At 44.5% G+C, this 19,453-nt stretch carries 13 protein-coding genes; 5 read left to right on the top strand and 8 right to left on the bottom strand.

The features are described 5' to 3' along the window. Positions 1-21: 21 nt before the first annotated feature. The 3 genes from RNZ41_RS06390 to aspS are packed head-to-tail and all read right to left on the bottom strand — an operon-like array spanning position 22 to position 3,610. Positions 22-804: a glycosyltransferase gene (locus tag RNZ41_RS06390; protein WP_409950568.1), complete on the bottom strand. Its 783-nt coding sequence runs from the start codon at positions 802-804 to the stop codon at positions 22-24. Between the two features lie 18 nt (positions 805-822). Then, positions 823-1,767, bottom strand: a complete 945-nt coding sequence (locus RNZ41_RS06385; protein WP_314026868.1) for a lysophospholipid acyltransferase family protein — start codon at positions 1,765-1,767, stop codon at positions 823-825. Between the two features lie 22 nt (positions 1,768-1,789). Further along, positions 1,790-3,610, bottom strand: coding sequence for an aspartate--tRNA ligase (gene aspS / locus RNZ41_RS06380; protein ID WP_314026867.1), 1,821 nt, complete (start codon positions 3,608-3,610; stop codon positions 1,790-1,792). Positions 3,611-3,848: 238 nt separating this feature from the next. Between aspS and sohB the strand changes: the two genes are divergently transcribed. The 4 genes from sohB (at position 3,849) to RNZ41_RS06360 (ending at position 8,967) form a co-directional block, all read left to right on the top strand. After that, positions 3,849-4,838, top strand: coding sequence for a protease SohB (sohB, locus tag RNZ41_RS06375; protein WP_314026866.1), 990 nt, complete (start codon positions 3,849-3,851; stop codon positions 4,836-4,838). 108 nt (positions 4,839-4,946) lie between these two features. After that, a complete protein-coding gene (locus RNZ41_RS06370; protein WP_007116856.1) occupies positions 4,947-5,609 on the top strand; it encodes a DUF1543 domain-containing protein in 663 nt (220 codons plus the stop codon). Positions 5,610-5,744: 135 nt separating this feature from the next. Continuing rightward, positions 5,745-7,850 (top strand): AAA family ATPase, encoded by a 2,106-nt coding sequence (locus tag RNZ41_RS06365; protein ID WP_314026865.1) that lies wholly within the window; start codon positions 5,745-5,747, stop codon positions 7,848-7,850. Between the two features lie 28 nt (positions 7,851-7,878). Beyond that, complete coding sequence (locus RNZ41_RS06360) at positions 7,879-8,967, top strand: type I glyceraldehyde-3-phosphate dehydrogenase (protein ID WP_314026864.1); 1,089 nt, start codon at positions 7,879-7,881, stop codon at positions 8,965-8,967. A gap of 82 nt (positions 8,968-9,049) precedes the next feature. On the opposite strand, the gene purH is transcribed toward RNZ41_RS06360, so the two are convergent. From purH to mrcB, 5 genes are all read right to left on the bottom strand, one after another. Beyond that, entirely contained in the window at positions 9,050-10,630 is a 1,581-nt protein-coding gene (gene purH / locus RNZ41_RS06355) for a bifunctional phosphoribosylaminoimidazolecarboxamide formyltransferase/IMP cyclohydrolase (RefSeq protein WP_314026863.1), read from the bottom strand. Between the two features lie 151 nt (positions 10,631-10,781). Further along, the gene (locus tag RNZ41_RS06350) at positions 10,782-11,111 is read right to left on the bottom strand and encodes a helix-turn-helix domain-containing protein (RefSeq protein ID WP_409950567.1); all 330 of its coding nucleotides are present in this window, start codon (positions 11,109-11,111) and stop codon (positions 10,782-10,784) included. A 253-nt stretch (positions 11,112-11,364) separates the two neighbouring features. Next, positions 11,365-12,543, bottom strand: coding sequence for a DUF3426 domain-containing protein (locus RNZ41_RS06345; RefSeq protein ID WP_314026862.1), 1,179 nt, complete (start codon positions 12,541-12,543; stop codon positions 11,365-11,367). A 234-nt stretch (positions 12,544-12,777) separates the two neighbouring features. Continuing rightward, positions 12,778-13,686 carry a 50S ribosomal protein L11 methyltransferase gene (gene prmA, locus RNZ41_RS06340; RefSeq protein ID WP_312113678.1) on the bottom strand — a complete coding sequence of 303 codons (909 nt, stop codon included), beginning with the start codon at positions 13,684-13,686 and terminating at the stop codon, positions 12,778-12,780. A 214-nt stretch (positions 13,687-13,900) separates the two neighbouring features. After that, complete coding sequence (gene mrcB, locus RNZ41_RS06335; RefSeq protein WP_314026861.1) at positions 13,901-16,507, bottom strand: penicillin-binding protein 1B; 2,607 nt, start codon at positions 16,505-16,507, stop codon at positions 13,901-13,903. 265 nt (positions 16,508-16,772) lie between these two features. Between mrcB and RNZ41_RS06330 the strand changes: the two genes are divergently transcribed. Continuing rightward, positions 16,773-19,433 (top strand): heavy metal translocating P-type ATPase, encoded by a 2,661-nt coding sequence (locus RNZ41_RS06330; RefSeq protein ID WP_314027824.1) that lies wholly within the window; start codon positions 16,773-16,775, stop codon positions 19,431-19,433. The last annotated feature ends 20 nt before the right edge of the window (positions 19,434-19,453 follow it).

Raw genomic sequence — 19,453 nt, 5'->3', positions numbered from 1 at the left:
AAAAGGGTTACTTTACTGATATCAATACCAATAATCCCTAATCCAGTTAGTTGGTAATACCTTACGATACCATTTACCGCTTTTACCCATGATGGCATCAGGTGGATTCACTTCCCCATGAAAAATCACCATTTTTGCCCCTTTAGGCAAAATCGGCGGTTTGACAAAACTTAAGGGAAATGGCTGCACACATTGGTATTTAAAGCTCACGCACCAAGACGCATCCCAATATTCAAGGTGATGATGTTCACGCAAATAATTGGATAGATAAGCTTGCTCATGGCGTACTTGGCTACGAATCTTGTCAAAATTTTGCTCAAAATTTGATAACAGATTTGGGTAAGTATGTTGTCCGACTTTAAAGCGATACACCGATGAATTACCCACCATGCGCCACGGTTTTTTCCAATCACGGATAATCACCACACTGTCATCGTGTTGCGCTTGATAAGTAAAAAAGCAATCAATATTATCGACAATCACAATATCAATATCCAAAAATAACGCCGTGCCTTTTAAATCATATAATTCAGGGCTAAAGGTGGTCAGTTTTTTCCAGCCACGTTCAGGAATATTACTGGGTAAATTGAGCTCAGGAATTGGGTAGCATTTGACGTTGGCATCTATCCCTGTGCTATCATCGGTCAAACATACCATTTGAAACGGTAATGTTAAATGTCTGTTAACCATATTGTACAGGCGATTAACGTACTCAGCACCGTATTTGGTGCCCCATTTCATACAAATAATGTAACGGTTTTCATCGGGCAAAGCAGGCGCTGAAGTATAATTTGGTAAAGTCATAAGTCAATGATTATCATATTAAGTGAATGAATTGATAATATCATGATTGCCAAGTTTTGGATAACGCTGGCGAACCGCTACTGCGATAGATGGCTTGGCATTATAAATAACCGGAAATCCTGGCACACGTTTAAAGCGCTTATAGCCCCACATGTATTGACTGGGGAAACGGCCAATCATCCGCTCGATGGCGTGGTTCATCGCGGTTGTTGCTGTCACCATGTTTTTGTCATACAAAGCGGGGTCAGTTAGCTCATCACAATAAATATCAAAACCTTGTCCATCGTCACGGCGTACACAGGTCAAACCTACCAAGCTACACTTTGTTTTACTGGCTAATTTGCTAGCTAAGGTACTGGTTAGTGTCGGAATGCCAAAAAACGGCACCACTTCACCGCCAGATGGGTCAGGGACATGGTCAGGCAATATGATACTAAAACCGCCTGCTTTTAGGGTTTTAAAAATCGCTTTGACCCCAGTGGCATCGGTTGGTACCAAAGTTGCATTTATTCGCTGACGCCCTTGCAGCACAAACTGATTGGCTTGTTCACCTTTCACGGGTTTATACATGATGGTCGGTGCACCAAACTGGTTGAGCCACGCATTCATGATTTCCCATGTTCCCAAATGCGGCACAATTGCAAGCATGCCATTGGGGTTTTGTAAGGCTTGCATCAAAACTTGTTGATGATGCACGGTATGGATTTGTTTAACCGACCACGCAGGTGGCATCGCCCAGCTTTTAGCCGATTCCACCATATTTTTACTTTGATTGGCAATACAGGCTTTGGCAAGCTGGTCACGCTGAGTTTGAGTAAGTTCAGGATAGACAAGTCGTAAGTTAGTATCAACGGTTTTCATGATACTTTTGTCACGACGAAGTGAAATGATAAAGCTTGCGATATGTGCCAACAGATACAGCATCCACATTGGCACATATTTGAGAAGAGTAAAGGCATTCATCTAATTAAAGGTGTGACCTTGATCAAGATTGTGCCGGTTTACTGTCTTTTTCGCGTATACGAATACCCAATTCACGCAGTTGTTTGCCATCCACAGGTGCCGGGGCTTCAGTCAGCGGACATTCAGCCGTTTTGGTTTTTGGGAAGGCAATGACGTCTCGAATCGATTGTGAGCCTGTCATTAGCATAATTAAACGGTCAAGACCGAATGCCAAACCACCGTGCGGTGGCGCACCGTATTTTAGCGCGTTAAGTAAGAATGAGAATTTCTCTTCGGCTTCGGCTTCAGAAATACCCAAGGCTTCAAATACCGCTTTTTGCATATCTAAGGTATTAATACGCAATGAACCACCACCGATTTCAGTACCGTTTAATACCATGTCATAAGCGATAGACAGTGCGGTTTCTGGGTTGTTTTTCATCGCTTCAACCGTGCCTTTTGGCTTGGTGAAGGGGTGATGCACCGACGTCCATTTACCCCCCAGCCCATCACCACTGTCGGTTTCTTCAAACATCGGGAAATCCACGACCCAAAGCGGCGCCCATTCTTGGGTTAGCATATTTAGGTCTAGACCCAATTTGACACGCAGCGCACCCATGGCATCATTGACGACCTTGGCTTTATCCGCACCAAAGAAGATGATATCACCGGTTTGCGCCTCAGTACGTTTAATCAGCTCGACTAATACTTCATCGGTCATGTTTTTGATAATCGGCGATTGTAGACCTGATTCTTTATCGACACCGTTGTTGATGTTGCTCACATCGTTGACTTTGATATAAGCCAAACCTTTTGCCCCATAAATGCCGACAAATTTAGTATATTCGTCGATTTGTTTACGGGTGAGGTCGCTACCCTGTGGTACCCGAAGCGCCACCACACGACCTTTTGGGTCTTGGGCAGGGGCTGAGAATACTTTAAATTCCACAGACTGCATGATATCAGCCACGTCAATTAACTTCATAGGAATACGCAAGTCTGGTTTGTCAGACGCATAATCACGCATCGCTTCAGCGTATGTCATACGCGGGAAGGTATCAAATTCAATGTTCATCATGGTTTTGAACAAGTCTTTTGTTAATCCTTCGGCAATGTTCATGATATCTTCATCACTTAAGAATGAGGTTTCGATATCGATTTGGGTAAATTCTGGCTGGCGGTCAGCACGTAAGTCTTCATCACGAAAACATTTAGCAATTTGATAATAACGGTCGAAACCCGCTACCATCAGCAGTTGTTTAAATAGCTGAGGCGACTGTGGTAGGGCATAAAATTCACCGTTTGACACGCGGCTAGGCACCAAATAATCACGCGCGCCTTCTGGGGTGGCACGGGTCAAGATGGGGGTTTCTACATCCAAGAAACCTTGGTCATCTAGGTAACGGCGAATGGTGGAAGTAGCTTTGGCGCGAAACTTCATACGCTCTTGCATCTCTGGACGGCGCATGTCTAAAAAGCGATATTTTAGGCGTAGTTCTTCAGAAACGTTAGTGAACTCATCATTGAGGGGGAATGGCGGCGTCTCAGAGGTGGCGATTGTTTCGATATCTTTCGCTAATAATTCCACTTGACCGCTGGTCATGTTTTTGTTTTCAGTACCGGCATAACGCTGACGCACACGACCGGTAATTTTGAGCACATATTCAGAACGCGCGCTATCTGCTGTAGCGAATGCTTCTGGGGTATCTGGGTCGATGACCACTTGCAGTAGGCCTTCACGGTCACGCATATCCAAGAAAATAACCCCACCGTGGTCACGGCGACGATGCACCCAACCGCAAATAGTGATGGTTTGGTCGTTTAAGTTTTCGGTGACAAGCCCGCAATAGTGTGTACGCATCATAATGAAGCAATCCCAATATTTTTCGTAATGTAAGAAGTAGCAAAAATTTTTATAAACGAATATTATGCCTTGTTTACTCAAATTTCACAATATGAAACACGGTTTATCATGCATATCTACTAGCCATGCCTGTCACAGACTTTTCGCGAATATTGTGTGGATAAGCGATTGAAAACAGCAAAATAAACGCTATATAAAATCCATTGTGTGAATTTTTTTCCTTAATTAGAGAGTTATTATGCTATTTCAAAATGCCAAACATCCGCTTGAAATGAAAGTCACCCATTTAAATAAAGTCAAAGCCCAGCGCAAACAACAATTACAATTGCAAATGGTGAATGATAAAGGGTTAATATCACTCATCAGCCGCGCATTTACAGACTTGACGAAAAAAGACAATCCCAAAAAAACCTCAAAATTTGGTCTATTCAAAAATAAACCTGCCAACAAAAATTGTTTTGTGCTGGATTTTCATGGCGATATAAAAGCCACGGAAGTACAGCAACTGCGTGAAGAAATCAGCACGCTATTGACGGTGGCAAAACCTGAAGATGAAGTCATTGTGCGCCTTGAGTCCTCAGGTGGCATGGTACACGCGTATGGCCTCGCTGCTGCCCAGTTGGCACGTATAAAAGAAGCAGGACTAAATTTAACGGTCTGTATTGATAAAGTCGCCGCCAGTGGTGGCTATATGATGGCGTGTGTGGCTGATAAAATTTTGGCGGCGCCATTTGCGGTGGTTGGCTCGATTGGTGTGGTGGCACAAGTGCCCAATTTTCATGATTTATTAGAAAAACATGACATCGATGTCGAAGTATTTACCGCAGGTAAATACAAACGCACGGTAACCGTTTTTGGTGAAAATACCGAAGAAGACAAACAAAAATTCCAACAAGAGCTGGAAGAAACGCACAAACTATTTAAAGACTTTGTGCGTAAATACCGTCCAAGTTTGGATGTTGAACAAGTGGCAACCGGTGAGCATTGGTACGGTGAAGATGCGATAACACGCAATTTGGTCGATGCCCTGCAAACATCGGACAGTTATATCTTAGAAAAAATGACAGATAGCGAATTGTATGCCATTCAATCTCGTCAAAAACCGACCATCGCGCAGAAGCTTGGCATCTCGCAAGCGGCACAAGCGGTGGTAGCGACCGCGATTGATAAACTACCAGATGCCTTGGCAAAGTTAGAAAGCGCTAAAATGCCGATGGTCAAAAAATAACCGTAAGATAAAATAATAAAAACCTGTGGTGATAAAAACCTGTGACAAAAATCTATGATAGTTCGCGGGTTTTTAATTTTTAATGGCGACACATTTGGGCGTATAACTATGAAACTATTTATGTTAAAAATCGGGGCGCGCCCCCAAGGACGACTCATTGAACAGCATGATGTGATGTTTGTGATTGCAAATAGCCTAAGTGAAACAATTGAGACTGTCAATCAGCACTGGCCGGCAGTCAAAAACAACTGGCACTTAGACGCATGGCGAGAAGTGAAGCGGGTGGGTGATTATCAAATTTTGTTGTCGACAGATAGCTTTTCAAAGGATGGATTGTCAAAAGATAAAGCGCTTGCAGATAGCAGGTTTGAAGATGATAGGGTAGATAACAAATTAGATAGTCAGGGCAAACAACTTTATTTTGTCAATTTAGGCGGTTATCTACCGGGTCAATTTGAAGAGTTCCATTATAAAACACTTGTGGTAGCCGAGACGCTAGGTAAAGCAACGGCGCAAGTTAAAAAAACGGCATTTTATCAAGATTATACATTTGATAATATCGATATCGCCAAAAGCGGCGTGGCAACCAGTCATGTAGATGATAAGCATCAACTAGACTTGGATGATATTCACTGTGTGGCTGATTTACTGCCAAAAGATGTGGCACTGACCATTCAGCCATTAACCGAGCATGAAAAAAACCAGCTACCTGACGATGCGCTGCATATTGGTTATTTAAGTCTCAAGCAAATCAAAACCATGATTGACTAACCGGTGAAGCATTTGATGGCGTATTTTGGCGCTGTCAATCATTGCCTTTCCTCGGCTTTGCCTTTATAGTAGGCTCATTTTTAACTCGTTTTTTTTAATCCCTTCTTTTTTATCTACAAAAGCTTTGTATAACTAATGAAACAAGCCACCGCCCTTGATATCCTTAAAACTGGTAAAAATGTGTTTTTAACAGGCTCAGCAGGGGCGGGCAAGACCTATACCATCAATCAGTATTTGCATTATCTGCGCGCAAGGGATGTGGCGGTGGCGGTGACGGCAAGCACAGGCATTGCTGCCACCCACATGAACGGCATGACCATTCACAGCTGGGCGGGCATCGGTATCAGTAACGAGCTAACCGCCAAAGACATCGCTCGCATCAAAAAACGCACGGTGGTTGTGGAGCGCATTGAGCGCACCAAGGTATTGGTGATTGATGAAATCTCAATGCTGCATCGACAGCAATTTGAGCTGATTAACCAAGTGCTACAAGCCATCAAAGAAAACACACTGCCGTTTGGTGGGATACAGCTATTGGTCGCCGGGGATTTTTTTCAGTTGCCGCCGATTGGTGAGCCCCATGAGAGCAACCGCGATAAATTTGCCTTTATGGCGCAAGCTTGGCTGGATGCAGATTTTCAAATTTGCTATTTATCTGAGCAGCACCGCCAAAAAACTGACAAAACAGCAGTGGCAGGTAACACCTATTATGGTTTGGATTTGACTGCAATTTTAAATCAAATTCGTAGCCAGCAGTTTACCCCCCATATCATGCCTGCTTTGACCGCCACGGCTGAGCATGTGTTAGCCGATAACCGTACCCGACTGTTTACCCACAATGTTAATGTACAAGCTATCAATGAGCAGGAACTTGGCAAAATTACCACACCGGCGCATACTTTTCGCGCTTGGGGAGAAGGCGATGAAAAGCTGGTAGAAACGCTAAAAAAATCCGTACGCAATACCCCAGAACTGGTGCTCAAACTTGGCGCAAAAGTGATGTTTATCAAAAACAACGCCGAGCTTAATGTCTCAAATGGCACCATGGGCAAAGTAGTTGATTTTGTTGCCACCACCCTTAAACAACCAAATAAACAAACAGACGATAGCGCATCAAAAAACAGCCCATCAGACAATAGCCCATCAGACAATCACCTATCTGAGCCGCTCGGTGAACAAGCGCTGGCAGCAGATGCAAGTGCCTTGCTCGATGCCATCGAACAAGAACAACAAGCCGATATGGCAGACTTGCTCGATGAAGTCAATGGCGGTCAATCACAACAAACTCACCCCAGGGATGAGGATAGGGATGAGGATGATACCGCCGCGACAGACACGGCTGATGACAAACTATCGGAGTTACTGTACCCCTTGGTTGAGCTCAATGACGGCCGCAAAGTCATCGCTGAATATGATTCATGGCGTATTGATGATGAAGAGGGCGAAATACTGGCTGCCTATTACCACATCCCCTTGACGCTAGCGTGGGCGATTACCATTCACAAAAGCCAAGGCATGACGCTGGATGCGGCAGAAGTGGATTTGTCGAAAACCTTTGAAAAAGGGCAGGGCTATGTGGCTTTATCACGGTTAAAGCAGCTATCTGGACTACAATTACTGGGCGTCAATGAATTAAGCTTACAGCTTGATCCCTTAGCGCGCGGGGCTGACCAGCGATTTCAAGCGATCAGTGCAGAGCAAGAATGTGAATTTTTGACGCGCAGTAAAAAACAGCTCAATGACCTTCATCGTGAATTTATCATTCAATGCCGGGGTACGCTGGATAAAGAAAAAATCGCTGCGTATGAAAATCGCGCCAAACAACAGCAAAAACTGATTGAAAAACGTCGCCATGCTGTACAGCAGCTGCAATCTTTGGCGGATGATGCGGCAGGCGTTATCACCCCCACGGTGCTGGAAACTAAAGCCTTGTTGGATGAAAGTTTGACCATTGCAGAAATTGCGCAAGCCCGTAATCTCGCCCAATCAACCGTGATGGGACATATCGAGAAAATTGCTGAGCATTTTCCCCGCGCCAACATCGCGCATCTACAACCTCATGACGAATGGTTACAGCCGATTAATAAGGCGTATCAAAAAATAGCCAAACGTGATGACAAACGCGATAAAGATAACGATGGCAAAATCAAAATTCGCGCGATTGTCGAAGAATTAAGAAACGCCTATTCTTATAATGATGTGAAACTTGCCTTGTTGTTTTTAAAACCGCATGGCAATTGAGCACTTGTCTAGTAAGGAATATCCCTGATTGAATGCTTCTACCATCAAACCTTTTAACATTGCTATTAATGGCTTTGGTCGTATTGGGCGCAACGTGCTACGTGCTTATATCGAACGGTTTTGTCAAAATCCTTTACAATTACAGCCGTTAAATATCGTCGCCATCAATGATATTGCTGAGCCAGCAACCCTGTTACATCTACTCAAATATGACAGTACCCATGGTCGATTATCTGCGGTCAGTGATATCCATATTGAATTAAAAACAGTAGATTTGGGGGAAAAACAACAGCATTTCTTGCTATTAAGCCAAGGAGAATTTCGGCAAAAAATTGTATTGATACAGCAGCCCATTGCCAGCAAATTACCTTGGCAAAAACTGGGTATCGACATGGTGCTTGAGAGCACGGGTCATTTTCGCAGCTATGAACAGGCGTCGCAGCATATTATGGCGGGCGCCAAGCAGGTGATGATTGGGGCTGCTCCGTTTGATCATGTAGATGCCAGTATCGTAGTGGGCGTCAATGACCATGAGCTTAGCCGTGATAAAAAAATTTTATCCAGCGTGTCGTGTACCACCCAAGCGCTCGTACCTTTACTATATGTATTGCATCATGCCTATGGTATCGAATCAGCAATGATGACCGAAATCCATGCGGTGACCGCTGACCAAACCGTGCTTGACCAAGTCCACCGTGATTTGCGCCGTGCACGGGCTTCTGGGCATAACATTATCCCAACCACATCAAGTAGTATCGCTGCGGTCAATCGAGTGATGCCGCATATGGCAGGCAAGGTGAATGGGTATTCTATCCGCGTACCGACCATGGATGTCGCGGCAATTGATGTGACATTTACCTTTGACAGAGCCACGGATGTTACTGCTATCAATCAGCTGTTAAAACATGCCAGTGAACAAGATTTATTGGGTATCATGGATTACAGCGATGAGCCATTGGTGTCCAGTGACTTTATCCATGATGCGCATTCATTGGTGATTGATAGCTTACAGACCATGAGTGTGGGGCGGCAATTTAAAGTGTTTGCTTGGTATGACAATGAATGGGGCTATGCCAATCGCATGCTCGATATTTGCCAAACCTTAGCTAAACTATAAACCTTAGCAGAGCTATAAAAAAAATTATCAATTAAAAAAGGCGAAACCTAATCAGTTTCGCCTTTTTTATGCCTAACAAAAATTAATGTCTGAAATGACGCATACCGGTGAACACCATCGCAATCCCATGCTCATCGGCTGCGGCGATGGTTTCATCATCGCGCATTGAGCCACCTGGCTGGATAATCGCCTTAATCCCCACTGCTGCGGCATTGTCAATACCATCACGGAATGGGAAGAAGGCATCTGATGCCATCACCGCACCCACAGGCGATAGACCAGCGTGCTCAGCTTTAATCGCGGCAATACGGGCTGAGTTGACACGGCTCATTTGCCCTGCGCCTACCCCAATGGTACGCCCATCTTTGGCATACACAATCGCATTGGATTTCACATATTTGGCGACTTGCCAAGTAAATAGCAAATCATCGAATTGTTGCTGAGTCGGCTGTACTTTTGTCACCACTTTTAAATCATCTAAAGTAACTAAGCCCAAATCTTGCGCTTGCACCAATAAACCACCGGTGACGCGTTTGAAATCAAACTGGGCTTGGCGCTCACTTGGGTTTGGTAATTCACCGCAGACTAACACGCGCACATTTTTCTTGGCAGATGTGACATCGAGCACACCGTCGGCAACGCTTGGGGCGATGATGACTTCAACAAATTGCTGATCCACAATCGCTTTTGCTGTTTTGATATCTAATTCACGGTTAAAGGCAATGATACCGCCAAACGCAGATTCTGGGTCAGTGGCAAAGGCTTTTTGATAAGCATGGGTTAAGTCGGCATCCACGGCCACACCACAAGGATTGGCGTGTTTAACGATGACACACGCAGGCATATCAAACGATTTCACGCATTCTAACGCCGCATCGGTATCTGCGATGTTATTGTAAGATAGTTCTTTACCTTGTAATTGCTTGGCAGTGGCAATACTGGCTTCTTTTTGACCATTTACCTGCGCTTTTTCGACATAAAAAGCGGCTTGTTGATGCGGGTTTTCACCATAGCGTAAGTCTTGCGCTTTGTCCATTTGTACGTTAAAAGTACGCGGGAATTGGTCTGCCGATTCAAAGCTTTGCAGGCGGTTGCCTAAAAAGTTGGCAATCATACCATCATAATGTGCGGTATGCTCAAATGCTTTTACCGCTAAGTCAAATCGGGTGGTATCACTGATGCGGCCGTTTGCTGTTAGCTCACCCAAGATTGCTGCATAATCGTTGGGGCTTGTCACAATGCTGACATGGTCATGATTTTTTGCCGCGGCACGCACCATGGTAGGTCCACCAATATCAATGTTTTCGATGGCGTCTTCTTTGGTGACATTTGGGTTGGCAACGGTTTGGGCGAATGGATATAAATTGACAACGACCATGTCAATGCGGTCGATGCCATGCTCTTGCATAATGGCATCATCAGTGCCGCGGCGACCTAAAATACCGCCATGAATTTTTGGATGCAGGGTTTTTACCCGACCATCCATCATCTCTGCAAAACCTGTGTATTCTGCGACTTCAGTCACTGCTAAGTCATGTTGTTTGAGTAGTTTGTAGGTGCCGCCTGTTGATAGTAGACGAAAACCGTGGGTGATTAGACCTTTGGCAAAATCCACAATACCCGATTTATCAGAAACAGAGAGCAATGCATAAGCTTGATTCATAATTGACTCGACTCGTTGACAAAAAAATACTGGGTGCAGAAAAAACAAAAAGTCAGTTATGACGAACTGACTGATTGGCTTTCATACCCCGACTCTATTAATCCCAAAATATGGCGATATCTTATCATAAAAAAGCGGGTATTTTTATCAATTATAATAATTGGTGGGTTTTGAGTTTTTTACGCAATGTGCCGCGATTAACTCCCAAAATCTCGGCGGTTTTGGTTTGATTGCCGCGGGTATGTTCAAGGACGACACTGATCAGCGGTTTTTCAAATTGTGACAACATAAGCTCATAAAGCTGGGTCGGTTGTTGTTCTTTTAAATTATCAAAGTACTCTCGCACTACAAGCTCAATGTGATGAGCTAGGCTTGCGCTAGGAGAAGTTTGCGATGGGGTATGGGTAGTGTAGGGATTAGATGGGCTATCTGACATATTGGAATACTTGGCGCGATTTTGTAAAGCAACAGAATTGGGCATAACAGATTCTCAAACTAAATTTGATTACAAATTTATTGAATAATTCGTTAGTCAACAGATTAAATAAAACTTAAATATCAAGACGAATAATAAAGTTATTAGTACTTATACTAAAACAATTATGAAACTGATAGCAAGCTTAAGTTGTTTACAATATGTAAAATTCTGCGATAAATACTAGATACTGGAGGCTTGGTGTATCAATATTGGAATGAAGCTAAAAAGAAGCTCAATTGAATGAAGCCAAAAAAATTTAATAAATCAGCTCAATATTAGCGGCTTGAACTTTGGTTTTTGGAAAGTCAATACGCAATTTGACGGGTTTTATTTGATGCGGCATCAAATAGTTGTTACCGGCTTCCAAATAATGGCTAGGGGTGAGTAGGGTTTGCGCAAGTATGGTATTGCCACTGCGCAGCGAAACCTTAACACTCGGATAGACAATATTATTATCCGTGGTATTGGTCAGAGTAAATACCAAGTCAGTCTGCCCCGCTAGTTTGGATGAATGGGCAAGCGCTAGCATCTGCACATCAATAAGACCCGTATCAGCGATAGGCAATTGACAGGCAGGGATTTTATGGCAAATATTTGAGAGCACGGCCGCGTTTGTTTTTGAAGTGATTAGGGTGTCGATGTTAAAAATAATATATTGCGCGGCTAACAAAAAGACTAATAATAAGCTACCTAATCCCCAAATAATGCGCATATTAAAAATTTTTGCATTCGCCAATTGCTGCGAGGAAACTTGTTGTGACAAGCGTTCATCAATCTTTTGTTGATAGGCTAACAAATCTGCTTGTTGCTCACTACGAGTATCAATCGGAATTTGGTCAAAAATATCTGTGTTAAACACCCCATCCATGCCTCGCTTGGCGCCGGCTGTGTCGTCCGCTGCTTCGTTGTCATCCGCTTGTGCCATTAAACTTAGCAGCCAAGCCTGCTCATCGCCTAACGTCTCGTTATCTTGGGCGAGGTCTATCGCTTCAACGGCGTCCTCATCGCCAATCAATACTTTGGGGTTGGTATTTTTGGCTATGGGCAGTTGGTCAAAATTGTCTATAATTTCTAAGTCATCTATGGTGCTGTTTGATTTAGCATAGGCTGATTTTGTATGAGATTGTGACAAGGGATAGGGTGAGATGGGTTTAACTGGTTCATCGACAATGAGATTGCCGGCTTCATCAATACCTGACTCATCGTCAAATAAAATCTCCTCAGATTTATCATCGATGAGCGCCGAGGACGTCTGATGGTTTGGACTTGCCGGCGGATTGTTGTTAGTAATTTTTTGTTGTTCTAGCTGGTCGGCGGCGGAGAAAATGGTTTTGCAATAGGAACAACGAACGTACCCATTTTTAACGGCTAACTGTTCATCGTTGATTTTAAATGCATGTTGGCAGTTTGGGCATTTGGCATTGTACAAATTCATCGCAACATCACTTCCCTTTTAGCATTTTTAGTTTGCGTCTTTGATTTTTAATAATGTCGTGTGTTAAATCATTTAATGACGAATAAAAAATAAAGTCAACAAATTTCCTAGAATTTATATTCACTAGGCTGCTAGGGAAGTTACTAGCTATGTTGTTAGGCTATTACTAGGCTTTGACGGGGAAAAGAAAACCTTACCGCCTTGTAAGGCTTTTTATACCAATCGCGACTTGTCCTAATCACGGCGAAAACCCGAGAGGCGATGCCAATGTCTATCTTCTTGCGCGCTAAAGGTAAATTCGCCATCCATCTCAAAATAAGGCTGATAGGCAGCTTTTACATCTTCCACTTGGTTTTCAATCAGACCTGCCAACACAATGCTACCTTGAGATTTCAATAATGTGGCAAAATAAGGGGCAAGGCTCATTAGCGGTTTGGCTAAAATATTTGCGGTTATCAAGTCCACGGGCAAAATAGCCTGCTCTTTACAATAGTCACTAAATTGTTCGGGTAAAAATGCCTGAAGCTGATCGGCTACCTTGTTGCGCTCGGCATTTTGATGGGTGGCTAATACCGCTTGGGGGTCAATATCGACCGCATACACCTGTTTTGCCCCGAGCAAAAGTGCCGCAATGCCCAAAATACCTGAGCCGCACCCATAGTCAATCACCACTTTATCTTGCAGCGGTTGTTCTGTCAGCCAATCGATACAAAGACGGGTGGTCGCATGATAACCTGTGCCAAATGCCAAGCCTGGATCCATAATGATGTTAATTGCATTGGGGTTAGGGGGTGACATCCATTTGGGCACAATCCAAAGTCCATTGGCACATTCAATGGGATGGTAGTTCTTCATCCACTCACGTTCCCAATCTTTGTCATCCACTCGGCTGGTCCAAACTCGCGTCGCCACCACATCATTGGCGATATCTTGACTCACAGTTTCCAGATTACAGTCGCCATCAAATAGACCAGTCACAATCACATCATCCCACAGTGGCGATTCCCCTGGCAATGGTTCAAATAACGGTTGGTCACCCGCATCGTCTAAACTAATACTGAGCGCATTGGCTTCTAGCATCAAGGTTTCCGCCAGTTCGGCTTGCGATTTTTCGCATTGAATATGTAATTGCTGCCAAGGCATAAACAGTCCTTAAAAATAACAAATAAAATAATGAAAAAATAAAATAATGAAACAATAAAAGGCGAGCGTGCTGGCTGGGTAGTATAAACGCATTCAGCCAAAAATGCGATGTGACTCAAAAATGAAAACGCCCATGTTATTGCTTGGCGCACCCAAGCCAAAACACCTAGCGGTAAGGGTAAGGACAAATAAGAAGGTTCGCCTGTTATCGTCTCTAAAACATTTCTTTGACCGATTTTTCTAACCAAGACTGCGAGCGCGGCGCCGCATTGAGTGGTTGGTTGGTATGGGTCGGGTCGCCGCCGTTATTGGGGGTATTAGGGGTATTGGGGTTGGTCTGCATATTCCCCGTATTAGTCGCCTCATTTTGGTAGCGATTGGCTGCAGGTGGGTTATTGCCAATGGCATCTTCATCGGTTTGTCTGCGCTCAATATTATCATAGCGCTGTTGTTGGCTTTGTCCAAAGTCACTCATTGCCTGTTGTTGCTGTGCCGCAAATCTAGCTTCTTGCTCACGTTGATAAATTTGCACCGCACATTCACTACTATCTTGCGGTAGATTGTCGGTATCAACAGGTACATAGATAGCATTTGGACATTTTTCATTGGATAATTGTGATTTGCCGTTTTCCATCCATAGCCATTCGATATTGCCTGGCGCGATGAGATTAACCGGGGTAAGCTTTTGCTGCTTCATAAAATTCATCCACATCGGCAAAGCGCCATTACCGCCACTTAAGCCTGTGGGTTTATTGTCATCTAAACCAACCCAAACAACGCTGACCACATTGCCACTATAGCCTGCAAACCACGCATCGCGATAATCATTGGTAGTCCCTGTTTTACCTGCAAGATTGAGATTGTCACCGAGCGCTAGCGCCGCTTTGGCGGTACCTTGCTTGATGACCTGCTGCATCGCATAATTGGTGAGATAGGCAGCCGTGGGGTTGATGACTTGCTGATTTTTTTGTTCCAAGCCCTGAACCACTCGTCCTTGGTCATCAATAATCGTGCGAATGGTATGAATTTCATGACGCAAGCCACCTGTTGCCAGCACTTGATAAATCCCCAACATATCCATGGGTGATAGATTCACCGCGCCAAGCAAGGTAGATGGATAATTAGGCAATGGACTACTGATACCCATACGGTATAATTGATTTAAAAAATTGGGAATACCGACTTCCATGCCCACACGCACCGCGGCTTGGTTATAGGAATTGGCTAAAGCACTGGTGAGGGGGATAATACCGTGACTGCCGCCACCGTAATTGCTGGGTGTCCATGTCTTACCATCGGTCATTTTTAGCACAATTGGGCTGTCATCGACACTGCTTGATAAATTGTAACGACCCTGCTCAAATGCGGTTAAGTAAATAATCGGTTTGAGTAAAGAGCCAACTTGGCGCTTGGCATCGACGGCGCGATTAAAACCGGTAAAATCACGACTACTTCCCACCACAGCGAGCAGTTCACCGTTGTTGGGATTGGCGCTGACTAGGGCAGCTTGCAAATTAGTGAGCTGTTTGGGATTACTTTTTTTTAACTGATTGACGCTTTGAATGACCGCGCTGGTAGCGGTTTTTTGAACATTTGGGTCAAAACTGGTAAATATTCTTAAGCCTTCGTTTTTGAGATCGTTGGCATCATAGGTACGGGTAAGTTCTCGTTTGACCACGTCTAGATAGTCAGGAAAACGCGTTTTACCAATCACAGGATTGTAAGAAATGCTCAGTGGCTGCTGCACCGCTTCATCATATTGTTGTTGGCTGATTTTACCGGTTATCAGCATATTACTCAGCACCACGTTACGGCGTTTTAGGGCAGCATCGGGGTAGCGTAGCGGATTGTACTGGGTAGGACCTTTGGCAAGCCCTACGAGCATCGCCATTTGGTCGAGTCGAAGCTCTTTTAGGGGGCGGTTAAAGTAAAACTGCGAGGCAAGCCCAAACCCGTTAATGGAGTGATTGCCATTTTGACCTAAGTTAATCTCATTCATATAGGCTTGCAAAATCTCACTTTTGGTGTAATGCATTTCCAGCAAAATCGCCATCACCGCTTCATTGGCTTTACGTTTGATAGTGCGGTCTGAGTTGAGATAGAAGTTTTTAACCAGTTGCTGGGTGATGGTGGAGCCGCCTTGGCGTGAACCGCCCATAAAATTGCTATAAATCGCACGTCCTATCCCGCGGATAGACACGCCGTGATGCTGATAAAAACTGCGGTCTTCTGTTGCCACCAGCGCATCAATTAATGGCTGCGGATAATCATTGATGGTTAAAACGATGCGATCTTCATTGTTGTCTGGATAGATACCGCCAATAAAAATGGGCTCAACCCGCGCCACACCCGATGGATTGGGACGGGTACTTTGTAGTTTTTCAATTTGGTTATCTTTGAGCGTGACCTTAATAATTTGCGATGGCTCAGTATCGTTGGCGGCAAATTTAAATTCGCGGGTATGAATATAGTACTCGCCATTTTTTTTGGTATAAGTCCCGGCATTGTCATAGTTTTTGTCAGGGGCATAGGTGAGTAAGTTTAACCAATTTTCCAATTCATCATCGCTAAGGGGATTACCTACCGTTAACGTTAATGGTTGCGAGTAGACTTTTGCAGGGATATTCCAGCGTTTGCCCTCAAATTTTTGGGTGATGACATTATCTTGGCGCACCAAATATAACCCAAGCAAGACCAAGCCGACCAATACTGCCACCACAAAGATAAAACTCAGGATAAACATCCCTTGTTGGTTTGAGCCATGCTGGAATTTAGGCGAGTTTAGGCGATTTTTAGCGGCAGAGATAACGGTTGAATTCATACAAAAATGCGTCACGATCAAGGGTATAAAAAAGTGCTTTATCATGACCCAAAATACGCCAAAATACAATGTCAACATCGTGCTATTTTGCCACGTTTATACAGGATTTTTGAACTTTAATAGACCGTTTTGGAGTACAATAACAGTCATTTTTGGGTGAGTTAGGGTTTTTGCCCTAGGGGATTTGATGATGCCAAACAATAGCCAATTTGGGGCAAAACAATCGGATATTGACCGGTCGGTTGTAACCGATGTGCCTAGCCGTATGCTTGTTGAAGCGGATAGCAAATTTACTACCACATATCAAGATGTGGAGCTGGTGTTGCCAGCAGAAGGGCATTGTTTTCATTGTGGCGACCCGCTGCCAAGCCCGCCATTTTTTACCCATGTATTGGGTGAAGATCGGGCGATGTGCTGTATGGGCTGTCAGCTTGCTTCGCAAAGTATCATCGAGGCGGGGCTTGAGCAATACTATCTTGACCGCAGTGAAATCAATCGTACCGCCAGTCTCCCTGATTCGTTATATCAGCTGCAAGCATATGACCACGATGATATCAAATCGCAATTTATTTACCATCAGCAAGGGCACAGCGTTGCTGAGCTGTCAATCAGCAATTTGCGCTGTGCTGCCTGTAGTTGGCTGATTGAAACCCAGTTGTATCGGCTTGATGGCATGGACACTTGCCAAGTCAACCTCACCAATCAACGGATGCGCGTGGTATGGGATGAGAAAAAACTGCCGATTAGCCAAATTTTGGCAAATGTGCAAGCCATTGGGTATGATGCCAAACCCTATCGGCAAGATACCCATGAGGCGATGCTTAAGCGAGATAATCGCCGTATGTTGTTTCAATTGGGCATTGCGGCATTGGGTGCTATGCAAGCGATGATGTTCGCAGTGGCGCTATATTTTGGGGAATATTCAGGTATCGGCGTCAACGATCGGCAATTTTTACGCTGGGTATCGCTGTTTGTTAGTATTCCTGTGTTTTTGATTGCAGGGTTGCCATTTTTTCAATCGGCGTGGTCAGCGATTAAAGCCCGCCAAGTCAATATGGATGTGCCGATTAGTATCGCCATTGTTATTACCTTTTTGGCAAGTTTATATGCGACATTGACCAACACGGGCGAGACCTATTATGACTCGGTTAGTATGCTGATATTTTTCTTATTGGCGGGCAAATTTGTCGAGCACAATGCCAGGCTAAAAGCTGCCAATTTAGCTAATGATTTGGTGGTCGTCGAACCTGTGTTGGTCGCAAAGCTGGGTCATGAATCGCCGTTAGCGCTAGAGAATATGGATGCTTCACAAGTGACGCTCTATGCCAGTCAATATAAAGACCTTTTTTATCAGTCACTTAGTTTAGACCCTGCTAATAGGGGTGATAATGAGCAAATGGTTTCGGCGCAGTCGCTAAAAGTGGGTGATATTGTCCGCATTGATGCCGGTAGCAGTATCATCAGTGATGGTATTTTGCTGTCGGATAGTGCCACGGTGTCGGAAAGTTTATTGACCGGGGAGAGTGACTTAATCATCAAACGCTTGGGCGATAGCATTGTGGGCGGTAGCCAAAATGACAGTCAGCCGTTTGTGATGCAAATCACTACATTACCCAATGATAGCCAAATGGGCGTGATTGACAGGCTAGTGAATCGCTCGCTCAGTGAAAAGCCGCAAATCGCCTTAAAAGCAGACAAACTGGCACGCTGGTTTGTCGCGCGGGTACTGGTGATTGCCAGTATGGTGTTTTTGGCCTGGTATTTTATCGAGCCGAGTCATGCCATTTGGGCAACGGTTGCCGTATTGGTCGCTACTTGTCCCTGTGCCTTGTCATTGGCCACGCCCATTGCATTAACCGTTTCTACCAATCGACTAGCAAGCCTAGGGTTTTTAGCGACGCGGGGGCATACCATTACCACACTCGCTGAAGTCACCCATGTAGCGTTTGATAAAACTGGTACATTGACGTACGGTCAACCCAATTTGATGGCGATTGAAACCCTGGATGTACCATATGGTGTTAAACAAAATCCGTCAGTGGATTTTACTGAAGATGACGCCAAAAGCGAAGACGAGATAAAAAACCATTTTTTAAGTATTGCAGCGAGCCTTGAAGTGGGTAGTCGTCACCCTATTGCACATGCGTTATTGACAATGACTCGGCAAATGCATTTGCCCGCTACCAGCGATTTGGTACATATTCCGGGGGGCGGTCTGCAAGCTACGATTGATGGGCTAAGTTACCGTTTAGGTCATTACGGTTTTGCGGCTTCATCAGGATTAGACGATGGATTACTGCCAAATTTGAGCAAACACCAAGCCAGTACCAGTGTGACCTTATCGAGACAAGATAGCCTAAGCAAAAAATGGCAACCACTGGCGCATTTTTATTTTCATGATAAAGTCCGTGAAGGCGCTTTAGCTACCATTAAACATCTCAAAGAACAAGGCGCGCAGGTGTTGATGCTCACCGGTGACCCAAGTGCTCAGGCGTTTGAGGTAGCGCGCGAGCTTGGTATTGACACGGTTTATAAAGGTCTTACCCCAAATGATAAGGTACAACATTTAAAAGCGCTGCAGCAGCAAGGACACATCGTGCAAATGGTCGGTGATGGGGTGAACGATGCGCCGGTACTTGCCGCTGCCAATATCTCAACTGCTATGGCGGGTGCGGCAGATTTGGCGCAAGTCTCCAGTGACTCTTTAGTGCTCAATGGTCAAATCCAAGCCGTGGCAAAAGCACGTGAGGTGGCGTTCAAGACCGATCGCATTATTGCCCAAAACTTCAAATGGGCGCTCGGGTATAACTTTATCGTACTGATACCCGCTGCGTTAGGTTATGTGCCGCCTTGGTTGGCTGCGATTGGTATGTCATTGAGCTCACTATTTGTAGTGCTTAATGCGTTACGTCTCAAACGCGCTTAATGGATTATTTGACCAAAGGT

Source organism: Moraxella sp. DOX410 (assembly GCF_032248735.1).
Taxonomy (GTDB): domain Bacteria; phylum Pseudomonadota; class Gammaproteobacteria; order Pseudomonadales; family Moraxellaceae; genus Faucicola; species Faucicola tetraodonis.
This window is presented reverse-complemented; position numbering and strand designations above follow the sequence as displayed.

What these genes read in the sequence shown, in the direction of transcription:
- RNZ41_RS06390 (WP_409950568.1), bottom strand. Translation starts at nt 804, where the DNA reads ATGACTTTACCAAATTATACTTCAGCGCCTGCTTTGCCCGATGAAAAC.
- RNZ41_RS06385 (WP_314026868.1), bottom strand. Translation starts at nt 1,767, where the DNA reads ATGAATGCCTTTACTCTTCTCAAATATGTGCCAATGTGGATGCTGTAT.
- aspS (WP_314026867.1), bottom strand. Translation starts at nt 3,610, where the DNA reads ATGATGCGTACACACTATTGCGGGCTTGTCACCGAAAACTTAAACGAC.
- sohB (WP_314026866.1), top strand. Translation starts at nt 3,849, where the DNA reads ATGCTATTTCAAAATGCCAAACATCCGCTTGAAATGAAAGTCACCCAT.
- RNZ41_RS06370 (WP_007116856.1), top strand. Translation starts at nt 4,947, where the DNA reads ATGAAACTATTTATGTTAAAAATCGGGGCGCGCCCCCAAGGACGACTC.
- RNZ41_RS06365 (WP_314026865.1), top strand. Translation starts at nt 5,745, where the DNA reads ATGAAACAAGCCACCGCCCTTGATATCCTTAAAACTGGTAAAAATGTG.
- purH (WP_314026863.1), bottom strand. Translation starts at nt 10,630, where the DNA reads ATGAATCAAGCTTATGCATTGCTCTCTGTTTCTGATAAATCGGGTATT.
- RNZ41_RS06350 (WP_409950567.1), bottom strand. Translation starts at nt 11,111, where the DNA reads ATGCCCAATTCTGTTGCTTTACAAAATCGCGCCAAGTATTCCAATATG.
- RNZ41_RS06345 (WP_314026862.1), bottom strand. Translation starts at nt 12,543, where the DNA reads ATGAATTTGTACAATGCCAAATGCCCAAACTGCCAACATGCATTTAAA.
- prmA (WP_312113678.1), bottom strand. Translation starts at nt 13,686, where the DNA reads ATGCCTTGGCAGCAATTACATATTCAATGCGAAAAATCGCAAGCCGAA.
- mrcB (WP_314026861.1), bottom strand. Translation starts at nt 16,507, where the DNA reads ATGAATTCAACCGTTATCTCTGCCGCTAAAAATCGCCTAAACTCGCCT.
- RNZ41_RS06330 (WP_314027824.1), top strand. Translation starts at nt 16,773, where the DNA reads ATGCTTGTTGAAGCGGATAGCAAATTTACTACCACATATCAAGATGTG.